At 48.8% G+C, this 22,934-nt stretch carries 7 protein-coding genes; 3 read left to right on the forward strand and 4 right to left on the reverse strand.

What is annotated here, in order from left to right:
- Nucleotides 1-45 precede the first annotated feature (45 nt).
- From ACSVI6_RS01920 to ACSVI6_RS01930, 3 genes are all read left to right on the forward strand, one after another.
- Nucleotides 46-16,575, forward strand: coding sequence for a DUF5776 domain-containing protein (locus ACSVI6_RS01920; RefSeq protein ID WP_491720849.1), 16,530 nt, complete (start codon nt 46-48; stop codon nt 16,573-16,575).
- Between the two features lie 125 nt (nt 16,576-16,700).
- Nucleotides 16,701-17,936 (forward strand): MFS transporter, encoded by a 1,236-nt coding sequence (locus ACSVI6_RS01925; RefSeq protein ID WP_491719952.1) that lies wholly within the window; start codon nt 16,701-16,703, stop codon nt 17,934-17,936.
- Nucleotides 17,936-18,355: a hypothetical protein gene (locus ACSVI6_RS01930; protein WP_491717045.1), complete on the forward strand. Its 420-nt coding sequence runs from the start codon at nt 17,936-17,938 to the stop codon at nt 18,353-18,355. The genes ACSVI6_RS01925 and ACSVI6_RS01930 overlap by 1 nt, the downstream gene beginning before the upstream one ends.
- 45 nt (nt 18,356-18,400) lie before the next feature.
- Here the strand turns inward: ACSVI6_RS01930 and ACSVI6_RS01935 are convergent, their stop codons facing one another.
- The 4 genes from ACSVI6_RS01935 to ACSVI6_RS01950 all read right to left on the reverse strand — a co-directional run bounded on the left by ACSVI6_RS01935 (nt 18,401) and on the right by ACSVI6_RS01950 (nt 22,819).
- Nucleotides 18,401-19,759, reverse strand: coding sequence for an amino acid permease (locus tag ACSVI6_RS01935; protein WP_491720120.1), 1,359 nt, complete (start codon nt 19,757-19,759; stop codon nt 18,401-18,403).
- Between the two features lie 162 nt (nt 19,760-19,921).
- Nucleotides 19,922-21,289: an amino acid permease gene (locus ACSVI6_RS01940; protein ID WP_491717275.1), complete on the reverse strand. Its 1,368-nt coding sequence runs from the start codon at nt 21,287-21,289 to the stop codon at nt 19,922-19,924.
- 259 nt (nt 21,290-21,548) lie between these two features.
- Complete coding sequence (locus ACSVI6_RS01945; protein ID WP_491717046.1) at nt 21,549-21,995, reverse strand: MarR family winged helix-turn-helix transcriptional regulator; 447 nt, start codon at nt 21,993-21,995, stop codon at nt 21,549-21,551.
- Nucleotides 21,996-22,063: 68 nt separating this feature from the next.
- On the reverse strand, nt 22,064-22,819 hold the full coding sequence (locus ACSVI6_RS01950; RefSeq protein WP_491717047.1) for a hypothetical protein: 756 nt from the start codon (nt 22,817-22,819) through the stop codon (nt 22,064-22,066).
- Nucleotides 22,820-22,934: the final 115 nt, after the last annotated feature.

Raw genomic sequence — 22,934 nt, forward strand, 5'->3', positions numbered from 1 at the left:
AAAGGTACATATTAAAATGATTATTTTTAGATGGTGGGGATCAGGATGCTTTATAATAAATTCAAATTCAATAAGGTTAATGATAAAAAGGTGCTCCGCAAGGTAAATAAGCAGTGGATCGTGGTATCGATTTCAATGTTCGTGTTGCTGGGTGGGAACGCGATGCTTAGTCATGCGCAAACTGCGTATGCTGATAGTAATAATAGTAGTAGTGAGGATCGTTCTACTGCAACTAGTGTTGTTACGAGCAGCGCCAATGTCAATCAATCAATAAGCGTTAGTGGGACCTTTGCAACGAGCAGTGCAGCCAGCGCCGCTAATTCTTCTTCAACTAGCGCTGCTTCCAGTAGTGCATCATCTAAAAAGAGTGCGGATAGTTCTGCCAGCAGTGATGTTACCCCCAGCACATCAACTGCGCTTAGTGCTTCTTCATCCACTAGTGACACTAGTGAAGCAACCTCATCTTCTACGACCACTAGCCAGCCCTCAGCAGCTTCAACCAGTGCTAGCCAATCAGCTAGTAGTTCTGTAAGTAGTACCAGTAATAGCGATAGTGATCAAGTTAGCGTCCGCATTGAATTAGAAGACACCGACAGCTCGCTTACCGCTAGTCAAGCCTACAGTAGTGGGTATGCAGCGGCCTCACTTGCGGCCCAGAATAAGACCAGTGTGACAAGTGGTGATGCTAATTTTAACAGTGGGGTGCAGGCCTTTCAGTCTTCCCAAACCGACTTTAAGAGTGGGTTTGTCGCAGCTTCTTTAGCCACGCAAAGCAGCCAATCAGCTAGTTTTGGAACTAGTGCGTTCAACAATGGGGTGCAAGCCTACTATGCTACGAATGCTGGGGCGGTAAATGCCTGGAACTCGATTCATCCTGACGATCCGAAAAGTGCCGATTCCGCTGGCACCTTTAACTCGAGTAATACTTATTATGTCGACGGTTATAACGCCTTGATCGATGCTTATACCACCTATTCCTCACTAAATGCCTCTGCGGGGACTCAATCTGGAAGTCCGATTTATGGTTCTGGTGGGCTGGGCCAACAAACCAGCGTTACGAGTGGTTCCGTTAACCGCAGCAATTCTGCAGTCGTGTTAAATTCACCTAGTGATAGCGCTGAAGCGAATTCGAGCAATAACGTTCAACCGGCCAGCAGTGGGGAGGTCAGTGCCACTACTTACGTTCCCAGTGCGGCTGATCAACTAGTGGCTTATAATTACGCCGTTGATTACTTTTTATCACGGCAGGGAGCTTACGATGCTGAAACGGGGCGTTGGAACGGTGCGGATGGCAATGGTGCCTATAGCGTCTTGAACACCACTACCAACGTAAATAATCCATACATCCAAGCTTATAAGGGTGCAAACGATGCGATTAATAATGAACAATCTGGGAATTACTTTGCGGTTAGCAGCGTCCCCAGTGGGCAAACAACGACCTATAATTACGGCTGGAATGACGTTGCCAATAAGGTGAACAACCAAAACATTGCCTTTGTGACCTATAATACGTCCACTTCTAATATTGATAGCTATTTTGCCCGTAGCTACATTAACGGCAATAGTGAGTTACGCTTCACCAATGATTATAACTACACTTCTTCTGGGAGTAACACCGCCTATGGTAGCAACATGAACATGATCGTCAACGGGCAAAATCACATTGTAGATTGGCAACAAATGCACCATAATCCCTATAATGTTGGCAGTTTAACGATTGAAAACTTTGCCAAAATGTATGGCTACAACGTTTACGGGCCGATCAACCTCTGGAACTCAACGTCCGGGAGTTTGACGTACCGCAATATTAATTATGAGGGCTCGCAGTTATTCTTTGGTAATAAGCTACCGAACCTCTACATCGACGGTGGAGTCAGTGTCATCAGTGAGGGGAGCTACACCAGTCCGTTCAATAAGAACTTTACGACCCAAAATAATAACCAACAAAACCTCCAGGTTACCAATATGGAACTGTTGCCGAATTCATACTACTATGGTGTGACCCAAATGGGGAATAACATTGAATTAGGTGGCAACTTAGTGATGGACCAGGGTTCTAATATGTATCTAGTGCCCCATGGTCGTGGTGGTGAAGATGCAGGTAACGGTGGGGACCGTGGTTTGCTCGTAAACGGAAATTTGACGATCAACAAAGACGCCAACTTAACGGTCGTGCCTGGTGATAGCGGTGCCGATTCGATCGCCGTTAATCAAGGGGGCAGCCTCGTGATCGACGGGGGCAGTTTTAACTCGATCTATAATTACAATCCGATTGATAATAATCCAACTTGGATCCAAGGAAACGTCAGCATCCAAAATGGAGGAACGTTGACCGCCCATGCGACCAATAGTGCCAACAGCTTTAACGCCGATTTGGTCACGATTGCCAACGGTGGTTTATTAAACGTGCAAAACCGTGGGAATTTAATCATCTACGCCGATGGGGCCAATACCAATTCGGGATTGACGTTGCTGAATAACTCAGGGACCGTGTTGATCAATAACCCAGGGCAAAACGTGATCTTAAGTAAGGTCGGGCTAAATAACGACCAAAGTGCGATTGGCGCTGGGCGTTTCTTTAACACGACGCCGATCAACGCCTATTCCGTAATCGGCCAGGTCGATAACCAACGGGATGCCAATGCCCAATACCTGGTTGCGATTGGTTATCCAGGGACTGGAACGAATACGATCAGTATTTGGGATCAATCCGGGAAGGCAATCTACGACCCGAACATTTCTAACTTTAATAACTACACTTCCAAGTACCTAGCGTTCAACGCCGTGCCAACTGTTTTCTTGAACAGTACCCCAGCGTTGTACCAAGATGCGACCGCTAAGACCAAGTACGGGGTCACCGCGAATTTAATTTTGAACAACGTTAGTGATTCCGATATTAAGAATAACTACGTCTACGTGCGGGTCAGTACGAACGGCATCGATGAAAAGCCAACGAATTCGGCTGGCTTTATTACCGATGCGAACGGGATGATCGAATCGAACCAAGCAGTCGGGAACGGCCAGGATACTGACTACCGCAATGCTTACACCGTTGCCATCCCCACGGGAGCCTTCACTAAGGTTGGCGATGGTTCGTATACCTACCAATTCTATACTTCATTGAACGCCACGACCGCGATTCCCACTGACGTAATCGTTACGGCACAGTTTGAAGTGACTAATAACAGTATCGAAATTAAGAACAGCGGTAATTCGATGATCACGCAAAACGTGACGCATAATCCCGCCACTGCAGCGGTCGTGAATGGTAATTCTACCAACAGTGGGACGATTACTGATAACATCGTGGTCCCGAACAATACCGCCATTCCAGCTAGTGATGCTGCGGTCTTCAGTAATGCGGCCTCTTTAGCCGCTAGTTCCGTTGCTTTAACAACTGGTTCTGGTCAGGATTATTCTGCCATGGCATCCTCCGCCTCAGTGGTAGTTGCTAATAATTCCACCGCCGTGCAGAGCCTTGCCGCTGACAGCAGTGCCATGTTGAACCCTAGTTATTCTGCAGCGGTATCATCAACGGCATCTGCTATCAACGCTTACAGTGTCGACGCTAAAAATCAATCATCGATCGCTAGTTCGGCGTCTAGTGCCGTGCAGGCCCTATTAGCATCTGCGAACGTGCAGGCTGCCAATGCTAGTTATTACGCGGTGATCGCTGCGAATGCTTCGCTTGCGTTCGGTAGTGCTTCGACTAAGAGTGATCAATCAGCAATTAATGCGACCGCGTCCGTAGCCGCCCAAAATGCTTCGATGGCGGCTTCTTTGGCAACTCAATATTCAACTAGTGTCAATCAAATCAATTCAGCTGGAATGCTAGCCGCTCAACGGGCAATCGTTGACGAAAGTGCCGCTTCAATTGCGGCTTCGACGTTGAATAATTCTTATAATTACATAATTATTTCAAGCGTTTCATCAATGGCTAATGGCACTGATGCCAACGCGTCAACGGCGAATAATGAAAATAACGGAATTATTGCTGCAAATAACAGTAATAATTCATTTTCGGCTACGGTTACCAGCATTGCCAATCTCTACCCAGCTAACTCTGCCATTCAAAGTGAACGCTCGAAGGCCGAGGCTGCCGCTGTTTTAGTCTCATCGGCCGTTGCTGCTGGTTCCAGTGCTAATTCAATGGCCCAGGTTGCCAAATCAACTGCGGATGCCCAGATCAGTAGCGCCAGAGCGGTTTCGCAGGTCGCTGACTCAGCAGCGTCGCAAGCAAGCGTTCAAGCCAGTCTTGCCCAAAGCTATGCCCAAGCTGGCGATTCAGCGAGTGCGGCTGCAGCGATCGCGTCCGTTGCGTCCGAGAATGCAATCGTGCAATCAGCCACTAGTCAGATTCAGCAGTTTAACTCTGCTGCCGTTATTGCTTATCAATCTGCTAGTGCTGCGGAATCGGTGGTTGCCGCCAATAGTAAGGCTGCTAGCAATGCTGCTGATGCTACAGCGAGTGCCGCCGTGGTTGTTAATTCGATTGCCAGTAGTTTAGCTAGCAGTACTGCAGCAATCGCTAGTGATACGATGGCATCGGCCTCCAATGCTGCCACGAATGCTGCCAGCACAGCTAATGCTCGATTGAGTTCTGCCAACGCTGCTGTTGATGGGACCACTGATGCTAGTACTGCTGCTTCCCAGGTTGCAAATAGTGCAAGTCAAAATAATAGCACGGTGCAATCGATCGCCGCGCTAAATAGCGGCAATTCCTCAATCGCAAGTGCTGCCCAGGCTGCTAGTTCTGAGGCGGCAGTGGCTAGTACGGCGGCCCAAAGTGCTTCCGTTGCCAATAGTACAGCCCAATCGGCACGCGTGGATCTCTCATCGGCTAATTCGACCGCCTCGCTGGCTAACTCAATCGCTAGTTCAGCAATGATCATTGTTACATCTGCGTCAGCTGCTGCCAAGAGTGCTGCTGATCAAGGGGACCAAAGTCTGGCATCTAGTGCTGCTAGTTTAGCCAGTGCGACCGCCAACATCGCCAGTAGTGCTGCCCAGAATGCGATTAGCGCTAATTCTGCAGCTGACTCTGCTGCCAGTGCAGAAAGTGCCGCTCTTTCTAATGCAACGAGTGCACAAGCCGCTGCTGATTCCGCCAGTGCAGCGATTGTAATTTCTAGCGGATCCGTGGTTAAAATCGTCAACGGGGGAAGTAGCGCTGCTGATGATGCTGGTCAAATCGCCAGTCAAGCCGCTCGCGATGCTGCTGCTGCCATGAATGCGGTATCAAATGCTAACAGCGGTGCGGATCAAGCTTCAACCAATGCGGGGGTCTTTTCTAAGGCCGCTAGCTTATCGTCGAGTCAAGCAAGTGATTCATTGCCGATCATTAACACCGCTAGTGCCGTTGTTAACGATTTAAAATCGAGTAATTCAAGTAATAGTATTGTTGCATCAGCGTTAGGAGTCATTAATTCCGCGTCCGTGGTTGCAGCTCAAGCCAGTGCCGATGCGACTGTTTCATCAACGACCGCTAGCACTGCCAGTGTCGCTGCGGGTTCGTATGCACAAGCTGCAGCTGTTTACGCTAATGCTGCTAGTAGTCAAGCTGCAATCGCCAGTAGTGCTGCACAGGTAGCTGGAAGTGCTGCAGCGGCCGGGATGGTCGATGTAGCTAAGAGTGCCGATGCAATCGCCAAAGCTGCTGGGAGTCAAGCCGCCATTGATAATCAAAATGCGCAAACTAACAGTCAATCCGCAGATGATGCAGTTGCTAAGGCCTCAAGCGCTGTAGTTCAAGCGCAAAGTGCGTCAAATGCAATTTCTGCTGCGGCGGTGAATGCTAGTAATGCTGCTAAGGTTGCCACTGCGAACGTCCAGATCGGTAGTAATGCCAATTCGACTGCTAGCTCGGCCGTAATTGCCACCAATAGTGATGCCAGTGTTGCTTCAAGCGCTGCGTCTGGGCAGTCCAACGGGGCTTCCGATGCCGCCAACACCGCATCACGTGCTAATTCGATTAGTGCGATCGCTTCTTCGGTTGCGTCCAACACCACCACGACCATTAGTGATGCGAACACGGCTTCCGCATATGCTAACGATACATCTAATTACGTTAGCGCCAATCCAAGTAATGCGGCTGTGATTTCCGCTAATCAAGTCGCTCAAAGTGCGGCTACTTCTGCTGCATCCGCTGCTAGCGCTGCCGTCGTTGCCAATAGTGTTGCTCAATCGGCTAAGAACCAGGCTGATAGTGCCAGAATCGTTGCTAGTAGTGCAGCCGTCGTTGCAAGCACTGCGGCAAGCATTGCCAGTTCGGCCTCCGTGGTTGCAGCTAGTGATGCAGCGTTAGGGGATTCGAATGCGGCGAGTGAAGCCGCCGTTGTTGCCAGTCAACAGGTCGTTATTGCCAGTACGGCTGCCGATAGCGCTACCAGTGTCAATACAATCGCCAGTCAAGCAGCAATAGCAGCAAATAGTGCGGCAGCTGCTCAACAAACGGCCTCGTTGATTGCGCAGAATGCCGCTGTGATCGCCTCTTCTGCCGCTGCGGTTGCTTCTGCGAACTTGAACGCTGGTTCTGGCTTTAACAGTGCTGCTAGTACAGCGACTTCAATTGCGAACAATGCCTCTGCACAAGCTTCGATTGCATACACGGGGTCAGTGAATGGTGATTCGAACGCTATTAACACATCTTCCTATGCCAACGATGTCGATTCGATTGCCGCTAGCGTTTTGGCCAGCCAAGTTGCAGTCCAGAACGGTTCGCAGTTTGCCTCTAATGTTAACAGTTTGACCCAGTCGATTGCCAAAAACAACCTCAATTTATCGGTCCTTGCTAGTTATGCATCGACCGCCAGTGCTGCGAATGCTGCGGTCAGCGTTGCCAATTCGTTAGTCTCAGTTGCTAACAGCGCTGCGCAATCGGCTAAGGTGCGTGTTGATTCGGATAATATGGTAGCTGCTAGTGCTAATCACACTGCGAGCGTGGCTGCCCAATCCGCTCGTGATGCTTCTGTGGCCGCTAGTCAAGCCGTTGCAACCGGGGATCGAAATGCCGCTAGTAGTGCTGCCGCTGCTGCCAGTCAACAGGCCGTGATCGCTAGTCAAGCTGCGATCGTGGCTGCCCAAGTGAATGGGGATGCGAATTTAGCTTATCAAGCCGCACAACAGGCATCTGCGCAAGCTCAAACCGCCGCTGATAGTGTCGCCAGTGCAAATGCAACCGTTGGCGCTGCTTTTGCAACCGTCAACTCGATCGTTGCTAATCAAGCCGCCAGTTCAGCTGCTAATAACGCCAGTGATGCATCGTTGAAGGCCAGTCAGGCGAAACTTTCATCGCTGCAAGCAGGCAGCGCTAGCGCTCAGGTCAGTTCCGCAATGAATCAAGTCAACTCGCTGGCTACCAATAACTCTAGCGATTCATCCGTTGCGAGCGCAAGCTTCGTTGTGTCATCAGCTAATTCGGCCGCAATTTCGCTATCGGCTGATGCTACCAACGCTAGTTCTGCTGCGGTCGTTGCACAAAATGCGGCTGCTCAAGCTGCTAAGGGGGCGCTGAATGCAGCTAGCATCGCAGCCAGCGCCGTGTCACAAGCTAACTCAGCAGCTAGTTTAGCGGCTGGTGCTAGTGGGACCGATGCCATTCAATTATTATCATCAGCTAATGTAGCGGCTGCTGCTGCTGCCGATGCAGTCAATAACGCCGTAGCTGCTTCTAACGCTGCGAACAATGCGGCGCAACAGGCTACGAGTGCAGCACTACAAGCAGCCTCTGATCAAGCAATTGCTTCTAACGCTGCCGTAGAAGCAATCGCTGCGGCCAATCAAGCCCTAGCTGCCGTTGCCAATACCATTGCAAGTGCGAATGCGACCACCGCTTCTGCTGGAAACGTAATTGCTGGTGGATCCAGTGTCTCCACTAGTGCCCAATCACAGGTGAATGGCGATTTGCAAACGGCGAGTGCTGCCACTAACGCTGCTAGTGCGACCAATTCGCTTGCGAGTTCTGCAGCTAACAATGCCTATCTGGCAGCCCAAGATGCAGCTAGTCTTGCGGTTTTAAATTCCAATGATTCTGCCATTAGTTCTGCTGCCAGTCGGGCTAACTCGGCCGCAATGATTGCGAGTTCGGCGGCCGTTGTAGCGACCGCCACGTTTGCGGTTGCAGCGAGTGCCACGTTTACGACTAATTCTGCTGTGAATGCTGTAAATAGCATTACTGCTGATATGTCGAACGCCCAATCCGATTATGCATCTGCTAAACAGGTGGAAAGTGGTGCTGCCAGCATTGATAATGGCGCACTGGCTACCAGTGCCGCGAGTGTTGCCGCTAGCATTGCTGCACGGGTCGCTTCATTTGGGGTTGCGTTAGTGAGCGTTGCGAGTGTTGCTGACAGCGCCAATGCCGTTGCCAATTCTGCCAATCAGATCGCCACTAGTGCGAACCAAGTGGCTGCCGATTACAATTCGATTGCGGTGGCTGCTGATCAGTTAGCCAACCGTTTGAACCAGATCAACATCGGAAATGCCGCTACCGCTAGTGCTGGGAATAGTCAGGCAACTAGTGCCGCTGCTCAAGCACATCAAGATGCAGCCTCGATTGAAACAATTAATCAACAGGGCCGCATTAGCGATAACACTGCTGATCGGGATGCTCAAATTGCTAATTCTGCAAGCGGTGGGGCTTACGGGAGTGCATCACTAGCGAACAGTGCCAATAACCAATTAGCACAGCTGGCTAGTCAATACCCAGTCAACCCGCTGGTCTCATCCGCTGTTAACGTTGCCACATCAGCAACTGCGGTCGCCACTTCTGCTTCGGTTGTTGCTAATGCCGCTAATCAAGCCGCGGTGAGTGCCGCTTCCATGGCTGACGCTGCTATGACCAATGCTAATCAACAAAGCTCAGTCGCCGCTTCGGCCGTTGCTGCTGCGGAAACCGCAAAGCAGTTAGCTTCGTCTGCATATGCCAACAGTCAATACGGGGCTGGTGATCAAGCGGTTCGACAAGCAGTTAAGGCCGCTCAAGATGCTGATGCGGCCGTTATTAATGCCCAGTCAGCTGCGGTGAGTGCTGCGAATGCAGTATCGAGTGCGTCCAGCGCCGCTTCCGTTGCTGAATCCGCCTCAGTCGTTGCTTCGACCGCTGCTTTGAACGCCACCACGGCACTTAGTAGCGCTAGTACGGCGGTTAGCATTGCCAATCACTATGCGGATCAAGCTGATCTGGATGCTAAGCGGGCTTCGGTAGCTAGTTCGATTACGGATTCCAACGCCAGTCAAACGGCCGTTGAACAATCGACTGCCATTAGTGCAGCGCCGACAATGGCTAGTGCGATTGCATCAATTGCGGTGGTGAACAGTGCTAATGATTCCGCGATTGCTGCCATTTCGATTGCAGCTTCATTAGCAGCCTTAGATAACCATGGCAATGATTCTGAAATTAATAGTGATGCCCAAGTGGCAGCATCTGCACGCGCTGCAGCTAATAGTGCGAATGACGTAGTGAGCGCTGCGAATTCGACATTTAACGCTGCTAGTGTGGTTGCAGCTAGCGCCAATAGTGTAGCAAAACAGGCGCATGCGACAGCTAGTACTGCTGATTCACTGGCGGGGGATGCTGCTTCAGTGGCTAGGAATGCCGCCAACGATGGTGATACGCAGGCTGCTGCTTCCGCTGAAGTAGTGGCTGCTAGTCAAGCCGCCGTTGCCAATAGTGCTGCTAATGTTGCTGCCGACGCACTTAGTCAGGCTGATCAAGCTAGTGTTACCATGAGTCAAGCGGTCGTTTCTGCCACCAGTGCAAGCGTTAATGCTTCGAATGCGGTTATCATTAGCAGTTCGGCTGCCAACGATGCTCAATCTAGAGCGGCCACGTTCAATGGCTTATTGAACTCGATTCGGGCCAGCAACGCTGCTGTTGCGACTTCAAATACGGCTGATGGTGTCGCTGCGATCGTAAAGGCGACTTCTCAAGCAGCTGCTAACGCTGATCAAATCAATCAAAATACGCAAACCACTAACCAACAAGCAATTAGTGCCACTAACGTTATCAATTCGCTCGCTAATAAGAATGCTACTAATTCAGCACTTGCGTTTATTAGCGGCATTGCGAGTCAGGCCGCATTTGCTGCTCAATCAGCGACGACCGATGCTTCGATAGCCACCTTGCAGGCCAATGCTGAACTGGATGCAGCCCAAAGCGCCAACGTTAGTGCTCAAGCGGCCCTCAGTGCGGCTGATTCAGCGAATGCAGTTGCTAGAAGTGCCTCCAGTGTAGTGCCATTCGATGCAACAGCCTCACAGGCGACTTCTGCTGCAGCTGCGAATGCGATTGCTGCTGATCAGGCGGCTTCTGTGGCCCAGTCAAATGCGGTCGTTGCTAATAGCCTCGCTAATTCAGCTGTTCAACGGGCGCAGGTGGATTCATCGCTTGCGATTTCAGCTGCCGCTGCTGCTGCTGTCGCCCAATCGAATGCGTTGATCGCAAGTCAGGCAATTGCAATCGCTGATAGCGCCCAGGTGAATGCTGATAATGCTAGTCAATACGTTCAAATGACCAGCGCGGCAGTTGAGAGTGTTGGACCAATTCGCACTTCCGCTGCTGTTAACGCCGCTAGTGCCGCTGCTAGTTCTGCGGCGATTGCTAATCCCCTTGCTAGTTTGACCAGTAATTCTGCCGTGATCGATAGTATTTTTAACAATAATCGGACGGACGAAAGCGCAGTGGCCGTTGTGAATAGTGCGAACTCAGCCGCAAGCGTGGCTGCTCAAGCCTCAGCAGCTGGTTCGACTGCCGCCCAAGCTGCCAGTGCCGCTAGCGTTAGTGCCAGCATTATTGCTAGTCAAGTGGCGAGCCAATTACAAGCTGCCAGCCTAGCTTCTGTTGCCGCGCAAAGTTATGCCGCTACCGCCAGCAGTTATGCTCAACAGGGGGACAAATCCAATGCATTGATCAGTGCCAGCCTCGCTAGTTCGGCGGTCAACGATGCTTCGAACGCCGCAGCATCAGGGTCATCTGATGTCTTTGCTGCGGTCAGTGCTGCTCAACAAGCAACGATTGCGGCCCAAACGGCGTTAACAGCGAAGACGACCGTTGAAAATGCTAATTCACTAGTTGCAACGTTGATGATTAGCCTGGCAAACTCAGTTGCGCAGGCCGATTCACGGGCGGTGAGTTCCGCCGCTGCTGCCCAACCAATAGCTGCCAGTGCGGTTAGTGCGATTAACGCCGCTAGTGGTGCGATTGCCAGTGGGAGTGCTGAAATTAGTGCTCAATCCGATAGTGCCAGTGTTGCAAATGATGCGGGGAGTAGCTTTGCCAATACCGCTGCACTGGACGCCAGCCTAGTTGCTAGCATTGCGACTAGCCAGCCCAATGATTCAGCAGTGGCTGCTGCTGAACGGCAGGTGAATTCCGCTGCCCAACAGGCTGCCAGTGCCGCTAGTGATGCGTTGGTTGCTTCCCAGGCTGCTTATAGTGCTGCTAGTATTGCTACCGTTGCTAAATCCGCTGCCGATTCCGCTAGTCAAGCTGCCAATAGTTATTCCGCACTAGCCATTTCTGCTTCTGATCAAGCGACGATTGCTAGTCAGACCGGCAACGTTTCAGAGGCAACTTCATTTGCAGTCTTAGCATCATTGAATGCTTCTAAAGCTGCTGCTCAAGTAATCGTGGCTTCCCAGGCAGCCAGTGCTGTTTCTGAGGCCCAAACCCGCGCTGCATCCGCTACCGTTCGGGCGGTTAGCAACGAAGCGGTGGCCAGTCAGGCCGTTGCCGATGCTACATCCGCAATGCAGGTAGTCACTAAGGTGGCTGCATCGAATGCGACTGCGGTTGCGAACGGGAATGCAGCGGCAAGCAGTGCCAATCAAGTGGCTCCAAGTATCGCTGCTGCTACCGATACGATTGTTCGTTCGATTAACGCTGACGTGGCGCAAGTCAGCCGTGCTGCAAGTAAGACGAATGCTGCTACTAGCGTTGCCAGTGATTCTAATACGGCCATTAATGAAATGGTCAGTGCTGCAGGAAAGGTAGTGACTGCTAACTCCAGCAATGCCGTTATTCAGTCGGCTGCAGCACAGCTCGATTCAGCTAGTCAAACGGCTAGCAGCGCAGCTTTTGATGCCTTAGTTGCTAATCAACAGGCCCAAGCAGCCAAGCAGGTTGCTAACGATGGCAGTAACGCCGCTAGTTATCAAAATTCCCTGGCCCATCAAGCAGCATCGAATGCACACTTCAATAGTTCGGCGGCTGCGGCTGCGTACTTAGCAAATGATTATCCAGACGGGAATCGTTATGCTAGTGCTGCTGTGCAGGATGCTGTGAATGCCAGTTCCGCCATGCAAGCTGCCATCTCTGTTGCAGCTGAGGTATCGACTGCGACGGTTGCCGCTAATTCTGCTGATCAACGGGCACAAATTGCAGCTTCGATTGCAGCACAGGCCTTTAACACCGCTAGTGATGCTGCTAACGCCCTAAGTCAGGCTTACAATCTACAAACGATTCAAACTAGTGAAGCCAGTTCGATTGCCAGCTCCGCAGCTGCAACCGATAGCGATGCCAACGCCGCACATTCATCAGCGGGCAATAACACTGATACTACTTCTAATGATGCTGCGTTTGCGGGTTCGCTCGCTGAAGTTATCATTTCAAAAGCCTCACTAGTTGATTCACAGGCTGCTGATACGGTCTTAGCATCTAGTGTTGCCGCTAGTATCACTGCCTCTGAGGGGATTAACGATCCAGCCACCGCTGCAAATCTAAAAAGCAACGTTGCGATCGCTGCGCAAGCGACCAGTGTTGCTCAAAAGGCGCGCAGCAATGCAATTGCGGCGAAAACGAATGCCTTGGCTGCACTATCTAATGCGATAGCTGCGTCTGCTAATGCGACTGCTGCACGTTCAGCAACCTCAAGTGCTGTGGCGGTGGCTAGCAGTTATGCTAGTCAGGCTTCGTCTGCAGCTGTTTTGGGGGCCAGTTCAATGGCTGATCACTACATTAATTTGGCCCGTTCCGCAGCGTTGGCAGCAGCTGACTTTGATATGCAAACGCAATCTGCCGATTCACTAACGGCGAGTGCGATGGCGGCTGCAATGGCGGCTGCTAACCAAGTGAATGACAACCAGTTGATCGTTAGCAACGCGGCCTCCGTGGCGTACTCAAATGCGCAAAACGCCCAGTCACAAGCTGCTAAGTATGACGCAGATCAAAGTCGCAAGCGTGCATCAGCTGCTTCATCGGCAGTCGTCGATCATTTGGATAGCGTTAGTGCTGATTCAAATCAGGTCACTATCGATGCCAATGCAGTTAGCCAAGCGCAAGCCACCGTTAACGATGGTCTATCGCAAGTAAGCGGGGCGGTAATCTCAATCCAATCGCTCGTTAGTGCCCATCCTAAAAACTCAATTATTAGCAACGCCAACTCAATTGCCCAGGCTGCATTCCAGACCGCTTCAGCGGCACGTTCTGATGTTGCCGTTGCTAGTGGAGTCGTATCTAGTGCGACTCAAGTGGTGAACGCTGCAGCTACGGTAATTACGAGTGCTAATGCTGCTGCTTCTTCAGCCTATCTTGCTGCTTCTAGTGCAGCGTTTGCTGCCGCCGATTCCCAACTGACGGTTTCACAACGTTCGGCTGCTAAGGATGCTGCCGCTAGTTTCGCTGATGGTGCAACGAGTGCAGAATCATTTGCTGCCAGTGCATCCGTGGTTGCCAGCATTGCGACTAGTGATGCGAACGAAGCTTTCAGTCAAGCCCAATCGGATACTACGATTGCCAATACGGCTGCTAGTCAGGCCCTAAGTGCTAATGCGGCGGCCCAAGCGGCGGCCCAGAACAATGATCAGCAAAATAGTGCCGCAATTGCAACGATGAGTGCTGCTGTTAGCAGTGCCGCAATTGCGTTGCAACCAAATAGCAGTGTTAATGCCAATGCTAGCCTAGTTGATGCTTACGCAAGTCAGACCAGTGTTTCCGATCAGACTGCAGGTGTGCTTAACAACGCAGTCATCAGTGCGGCCAACACGACGAGTGCAATTGCCCAAAGTGCTGCTAACAACCGCTTGCTGAACCAAGAGTTGCACAGTGCAAATTCGATTGCCGCAGCTGCTAGTTATGCAAGTGCTGATGCTGACCTAGCGAACGCCCAGGCGCAAGCTTTAAAACAGTCTGCTGATGCGGCAGTGATTGCTGCTAGTGTTGCTGGGCAGGGGGCGCAGAGCCTTGCGAGCCTAGCGAATAGTTATGCAATGGCGGCGCAACAATTTGCGAACGCTGGGGATGAATCAGCGGCATTTAATGCCAACGCCCAGGCTGCAGACCAGGTTGCAAACATTGCAACGATGATTGCATCTGCGAACGCTGCTTCACAAACTGCTGCTGGGTTGATCAGTGCGGCTGCGAGTGCTTCGGTGCGGGCGGCAAATGATGTCCTTGCTACGCAATCATTAGTAACGGCTGCTAATTCAGTCGTTGCAGCCGCTCAATCGATTGCAGCTGTTCAGGCTGCAATCAATAGCGTTGCCAACTCGAATGCATCGCTTGCTAATCAGCAACTCAGCCTGGCTGCTCAATACGCCAGCAGCGCTGCTGCATTCAGTCTGACTGCTGATTCGGACGTAAATGTCACGAGTGGTCAAATTAGTGAAGCGCAGGCCAACAATACGATTGCATCAAGTGCGACCGTGTTAACTAGTAGTGTCGCTGCTGCCCATCGCTTGAATAGCAATGCCCAACTGTACGCTAGCATTGCTGTCTCGGCTGCTAAGGATGCAATCGAGCCGACCTCTGAAATCGTTAGCGCCAATAGTACTGCTGTGCAGGCGAGTGCCGCTGCGCTTGCTGCGAACTCCTTGGCTGATTCTAACTACAGCGTTGCAAGCAACTACGTGCAATCGGCACTGAGCTATGCAACACTGGCCTCCCTAGCTGCGAATGCTGGGCAATACGACCAGGCGAATGCTTATAACAGTAGTGCAGCTGCGATCAGTCGGCTGACGCAAAGTTACGTTGACAATGGGAATCAGGCCCAATTATCGGCTAGTTCAGCCACCAGCGTTGCTAATTCTGCATCGGCGGCTGCGGCAGCTGCTTCTTACACCGTCAGTTTAGATGCCAGTGTTGCAAAAAGTGCGGCTTCCATGGCAATCTGGGTAACGACGCTTTCGAACGAGGCGCAACCATATGCAAATAGTGCCACCGATGATCGTTATGATGCTACCAATGGGATTACAACTGCGAGTGCCAACTTTAACTTGGCCAGCAGTTATGCACTCGCCACTAGTTCCAGCACCGCTTTAACTTATCTACCCGCTAGTTCTGCTCAACAACTGGTTGGCCAAGTCTTGAGCATTGCCAGTCAGTACAATAACGTTCCAGCGTTTAGTAGTTACGCAACGGCAGCCAGTTCAGCAGCTGCGATGATTGCCAGTGCTTATTCCGATGCGGGGCTTGCTAATCAAATCGCCAGTTCTGCTGCGGTGGCGGCTAGCAACGCAGTGTTAGTGGCCAACGGGGCTTACGTTACCGTCACGGATGCGAATTCGACTGCGAATAGTGCTAACTTAGCGGCATCAGTTGCGTTTGCCAGTGGTGACTATGTGAACGGACGGATGTATACCTCGGTTGCTAGTAGTGCGGCTGCTAAGGCGGCGTCTGCTAACAACAGGTTAGAGCATGCGAACCAGACCATCTATGATCAAAATCAGATTGCCGCTTCCGCAGCTGCACGGGCGGCTAGTGATTATCAAACGATCGTTTTAGCTGCCAAGATCGTGTTCGATCAGACGAATGCTGCTAAGGCGGCGGCTGCAAAAGATTATTACTTTGAAGGCTTGGCAGATGCCCAGGCCAAACTCAAGATCGATACTGATTATTTACAACAACCTACCTACATGGGTGGTTATCAGGGATATCAAGATGCCTTTAATGGTAAGACTGCCAGAACTGACTTTACTGGGCTTTCGATGGTCTACCAATCTGATTATCAAAGATCATACCAAGTTGGAAAACAGGCCTATGAACAGGCTGTTAAATCAGGCAAACGGGCTGCCGTTAAGCGGGGGTCGATTGCAAAGAAGACGTTGCAGAAACAATCCGCTGGGTATATTTACGGTTACTTACTGGCGTTTAACGCTAATTTGAAAAAGCATCCGCTTTATATCTATAATCGTAAAATGGTTTACGTTCACAGTGCGGCCAACTTTGCAAAGGCTAATCGGGTGAAGCGATACGCTAAACATCCCCAAAACCAAGTCCATGAATTCAAGGTCGTTCGAATCGCAATGTCTAAGAGCGGCTTGATTCGCTACTTTGTCAAAACCCACCTTGGCGGGACTTTAACGTTCGGCTATTTGACGACTGATCAACGCTACGTTGTAAATGCATATTACACCAGCGCTGAAATGGCAAAGGCGCATAGTAAGACCGTTCAAGTGATTGCTAAAACGGGGGCGCGGCTACATCGGACCCCTGGTTTTAAGAACGATCAACAACGCTACTACCATTCGGGTGCTAAGGTCCATGTAAAACGGGTGGTTAAATACAAGGGCATGACGCGGCTATACGTCGGCCATGGCCAATATCTAACCAGTAACAAGAAATTTGTGAAATTTATTTAATCCATATTAAAAAGCGGGGTTGTTTTAAAACAACGCCGCTTTTTAACTGATTCAGAATTTGAATATGCTATAATAAAAATTATGATAATTAATAAATAATTTAGAAAAGAGTTGTTATTATTCAGATGTCTCAGTCTGAGTCTTGGAAAAAGAATTTGTGGGTACTGTGGTTCGGTACCTTCATTGATGGGATGGGATTTAGTGAGGTCATTCCATTTCTGTCGTTGTACGTTAGTGACCTGGGCCACTATTCAAAGGGGCAGCTATCTTTACTAAGTGGACTCGTGTATGCGGCCTCCTTTGTGGTGGTCATGATCACCGCACCGATCTGGGGCCGCTTTGCTGATCGCCACGGCCGCAAGCACATGGTGTTACAGACTGCCTTGGGATCGGCGGTGACGCTCGGGTTAATGGGGCTAGTCACCAGCGTTTGGCAATTAGTCTTACTGCGGGTCTTGCAGGGGTTCTTTGCAGGGGTGATTCCGAATTCGACCGCACTAGTTGCGACCGAAACGCCCAAGGAACACGCTGGGTACGCGATGGGGATCATCACGACGGGGTATGTCGGTGGTAATCTGATCGGTCCGATCTTAGGTGGAATCTTGGCCCGTATTTTTAACATTCGGATTACCTTCTTTATTACGGCGGGATTGCTATTGATTTCGTTTTTTATTACCTGGTTCATGGTCAAGGAAACTTTCAAACCCGATCCAGAAAGAGCTAAAACCGCGTTGTTCGATATTCACCTATTGAAGGGCTTTCCTAAACCCCGTTTTGTGATTTGGATGTTATTAGCAACGGTAATTATTCAAGCGGGACTGTTTTCGATTTATCCGATCATTAGTTTATTGGTCAAACAATTGATGCATAATCAAGGCCCAGTAACAATCGTGGCTGGATTGATTGCCTCTCTACCCGGAATTTCGATGTTCATGACTTCCTCAATCTGGGGCCGCTTGGGTGATAACCACGGCACGCACCGCGTCTTGATACTGGGAATCGTATTCTCTGGTCTGTTATATTTCCCCCAGGCGTTCACGACGAGCGTGGTCATTTTAGGAATCTTACGGTTCTTAGTGGGGGCTGCCAATGCCGCTGTTTACCCAACGATCCAAACGATGTTAGCCAAGGAAACGCCTAGTTCCTTGACGGGAATGGTCTTTAGTTTGAATCAAGCGGCCCAAGCGCTCGGTGCCGTTATTGGTTCAATGATTGGTGGGATTATCTCAAACGTCTTTGACTATGGTGGCGTGTTCATTTTTAACGCTGCGATGTTATTAACCGTGTTAGTATTAATTATGTGGCGGGTGCCAGAATTGCGTTGGAACTCCACGAATCCGCACCCCAGGGAGGAAAAATAATGGCGAAGAACTTAAGAATCGTAGAAGTAGCTGATAGTGGGATTGCTGAAAATGTTTTGGCCCAACGTGCGATCGACGTTTCGCAAAAGCAACTCCGTGACTTACTCTATCAAAGTCAATATAAATCCGAAAATCAGGGGATTTACGTTGCTAAGTATCGTTCCTATCATCCAGATTCGGATACTTACGATGCGGAAGAACCTTATGATCAATATTTGGAACACTTGATCGATGATTACCTGGCTGATTTTGCAACCGAACGGGCTGCTGCTAAGGATCATTTTCATCAGGAAATGTCAGTCGGGTATTACATCGAACTCTTTGTTGCCAAGCTTCACCGTAAGTTTGAAAACCACCAGGATCAAGATTCATTAGTGATGGTCGATGGTTACGAAAAGGAACTCAAAGAATTAAAATAACTAAAAAAGCTGATGCTACTCAAATGAGTAACATCAGCTTTTTATTTAGTATAGATCATCACTGCTCTTTTTGGCTTTTTCAATATCACTTTGGTTGTATTTCGCAAAGTAGATAATCGTCATGATGGCTAAGAATATGATCCCGATGATCAATGGGACCCGCGTTGCATCGTTAAAGAACATGAAAATAAGCGTTAAGATCAAGAAGAAAATCGTGATGTAATTCGTATATGGAGAAAGGGGCATCTTAAATGGATGGCCCTTCATTTCTTCGGGGTGCAACCTTCTGAACCGAATTTGGCTGATCAAGATGACGAACCAAGGCACCATTCCAGGGAGCACACTCGAACTATAGACCATTACGAAGATTTCACCAGCACTCTTGAAGAAAATTGGGAGGATGAAGTTTAAGATGACCCCAACAAAGATTCCTAGTGAAATTGCACCGACCGCATAGAATGGCACTCCATGGCGGTTAATCTTCAAGAAGCGCTTTGGCAACTTGTGGTCTTCGGCGAGTAGCAATGTCATCCGACTGGCACTGTAGATTCCAGAATTAGAACCAGAAAGCGCAGCGGTCAAGACCACAAAGTTAATGATTCCAGCCGCAGCCGTGATTCCGAGCTTAGCGAAGGTTTCCACGAATGGTGAACCAATTTCACCGATCTTATCCCAAGGGTAGATACTAAGGATCACAAAGATCGCTCCAATGTAGAAGATCAAGATCCGACCGATCGTGGATTGAATCGCTTCGATCAATGATTTCTTAGGGTTGGCGGCTTCACCAGCAGTGACCCCGATCAACTCAATTCCTTGATACGAACCCAATACAATCGCGAGGGCAAAGAAGAAGCCCTTGATGCCACCGGTAAAGAAACCGTACTTCCAAATGTTACTGATGCCGACTGGATGACCACCATGGCCGAACCCGAAGATGATGACCCCCAGTCCAGCAATGATCATTAAGACGATCGTAACGACCTTGATCATGGCGAACCAGTATTCGAGTTCCCCAAAGGCCTTAACGGAAATTAGGTTCGCAACCGCTAGTGAGATAATGGCGATCAATCCTGGAATCCAACCAGGTAATCCTGGCCACCAGAATTTACAATAGGTCCCAATCGCAATCACTTCACTCATTCCAACGACAATGTATTGGAAAATATTGCTCCAAGCGGTTAGGTATCCGAAAACGGGGTGCATGTACTGGTTCGCAAATTGGGCGAATGATCCAGTTACGGGGTGAACATAGAGCATTTCACCGAGCGAACGCATGATTAAGTATAGAAAAATTCCTGCAATCGCGTAGTCGATCAATACGGATGGTCCTGTCCAACCAATCGTAGATGATGAACCCATGAACAGGCCGACCCCGATTGTTCCTCCTAACGCAATCATTTGCATATGGCGGGGTGCGAGGCCCCGCTTTAAATTTGAATCTTTTTCTGACACAACTAAACACTTCCTCAAATAAAGTCAACAGTACAATATTAATGAACAACTGTTCATTTGTCAAGGATGAATAAAAAAACGCCCCTGGCTAAGCAGGGACGCTGTTTGAATTATTTATTTATCAAAAATTTCTTTTCCTTGATTCTTACGCCGTTGTTCTAAATCGCTTTGGTTGTACTTAGCAAAGTAAATGATTGTCATTACGGCTAAGAAGATCGCACCGATAATTACTGGTACTCGCGTATCGCTGTTGATCACCATGAAGATCAAAGTGACGAACAACACGAAGAGGGTGATGTAATTAGTGTATGGAGACCAAGGCATCTGGAATGGATGGCCTTCTAGTTCTTCTGGATGCAACTTTCTGAACCGCATTTCACTCACTAGGATCACGAACCATGGGACCATCCCAGGAAGGATACTAGAACTGTATACCAACACGAAAATGTCCGATGCGTTCTTAACGAATAGTGGTAAGACGACGTTCAAGATGACCCCAACGAAGATTCCGGCTGAAACGGCCAAGACGGTGTACAATGGCACCCCGCTCTTAGTGAGTTCCAAGAACTTCTTAGGTAACTTGCCTTCCTTTGAAAGCAGGTAGGTCATCCGACTGGAACTGTAGATCGCGGAGTTAGAACCAGAAAGCGCAGCGGTCAAGACCACGAAGTTAATGATTCCAGCAGCAGCGGTGATTCCAAGCTTGGAGAAGGTCAACACGAATGGTGAACCTAACGTCCCGATCTTGTCCCATGGGTAGATGGAAACGATCACGAAGATTGCTCCGATATAGAAGATCAAGATCCGACCGATCGTAGATTGAATTGCTTCAACGATTGACTTCTTAGGGTTATCGGCTTCACCAGCTGTTACCCCAATTAATTCAACCCCTTGATAAGAACCCAATACGATGGCGAGGGCGAACAAGAAGCCCTTGATTCCACCAGCGAAGAAACCGTTCTTCCAAAGGTTACTAATTCCAACTGGGTGACCGTTGTGGCCGAACCCAAAGATGATGACCCCTAGGCCGGCTACGATCATTAAGACGATCGTAACGACCTTGATCAATGCGAACCAGTATTCAAGTTCTCCAAATGACTTCACGGAGAAGAGGTTCGCTAAACATAAACTGACGATGGCGATCACTCCAGGGACCCACCCAGGGAGGTTTGGCCACCAGAAGTGACAATAGGTACCAATCGCGATCACTTCACTCATTCCGACTAATACCCACTGGAAGATATTACTCCAAGCGGTTAAGTATCCGAATACGGGATGCATATAGAGGGTCGCGAATTGAGAAAATGCCCCAGTAACTGGGTGCACATAAAGCATTTCACCCAGTGCACGCATGATGAGGTATAAGAAGACCCCCGCCAATGCGTAATCTAACAATACTGAAGGACCGGTCCAATTGATCGTGGAGGAAGCCCCCATAAATAGTCCGACCCCGATCGTTCCACCAAGGGCAATCATTTGCATATGACGAGGAGCTAACTTACGTTCTAGTTCTTCGTTCTTTTCTGACACATTTACACCTTCTTTAAAGATTTTTAAAAATTGTAATAGTATCTTACAAGAAGACCCATTATTTAGTCAAGTCGATAAAAACTAAAAAATAAAACTTAACACTTTCTATTCTACCCTAAAAACGAATGAATTTGTATTAAATTCTGAAATAGTACGGAAAAAGGTTAAAAAGGGGACAAAAAAAAGCTCCCTCAGTGGGGAACTTTTTTATTTATTCTTGATTATCAATTGCGGTTTGTAGGCGGTTTTGAATGTCTTGGACGTTCTTGAGCGCTTTTTTGAATTCTTCGTTAGTGTAGCCCATCTCATTTAGGCACATTTCTGTACAATTGGTAATTTTACCCTGTAGCTCTTGGCCGTGTGGAGTAAGCGATACGATCAGACGTCTTTCATCTTGTCGATCGCGTTTTCTAGTGATCCAACCTGCTTTTTCTAAGCGTTTTAACAGTGGGGTTAAAGTCCCGTTAGTTAAATCAAGCTCCTTGCTTAACGTATTAACGGTTACGCCATCTTTTTTCCAAAGGGTCAATAAAGTAATGTATTGAACGTAAGTTAAATTAAATTGCTTTAATGGTTTTTGGTATAACTTATTATATAACTGGTGGGTTCTAGATACTTGGAAACAGAGTTGTTTATCTAAATCGATACTAAAGTCCACAATATCTCCTCCTGGCTTAATTAAAAATTTTGAACGTACTATTAATTATACCAGAAAAATAGTGAATTTTAACGCTTTATCGGCTTCATATATAAAAAGAGACATAAAGCTAAAAGTGTAAATATAATCCCATAGATAAGGCTTCCTGAGATTGCTTCTGGACGGTATAGCTTAGTCAAAGTATGGTTAATTGGTTTGATCAACTGGTTTTCAACCATTAAGAAGTTGAAGGGTTCCCATTTTAATAGGCGGTAGCGGTAAACGAATAAAAATCCGATCCAAGCAACCCCTAGACCACCATAGTTAATCCCGATTCCAGTCGCAACGGCCCCTAGTTGACTCTTGATGCCTCTAAACAACACCATGAAGAAGATGATCATCGCACTCATGATAAACATGTGAATCGCATTCCCGTAGATAACGGTATTGAACTGGGCGAATGATTGCATCCCTTGCCCCTTAAATAGCGATACTTGAAGTCCGATCACTAGGGCAATGCTGATTAGCAAGAAGAAGCCATATGATACGGCCAAGAAAATAATTTGTGCTAAAAACACGATTGCTTTGTGATGGCCTTCGTCAATTAACTTAGCGAGAAATTCACGGGTATGGGAACTTCCGAACGAGAGGCTAGCAAGAATCATCATTAACATCCCAATAACCACGTTAGCGGTCCCGAGTGATTGAAAGAAGTTATCGGCGTTGATTAAATCACCGAACGCTCCCCAAAAAGCGACGATGATAATGTACAGTGCTAAAATCGCACCAAAGATAAGCGTGAGCTTGCCCCGCTTGGCAAACGTTTCTTTAATAGCAGTAAACAAAACGCGGACCTCCTGATCCTAGTAAAATCTAATATTAATATAATATTTAGAGTTTATCACTTTTTGATATCCAGTCAATAGAGATTAGATTGCAAACAAAAAGCTTAAATCATTA

The organism is Nicoliella sp. ESL1106, assembly GCF_058509965.1.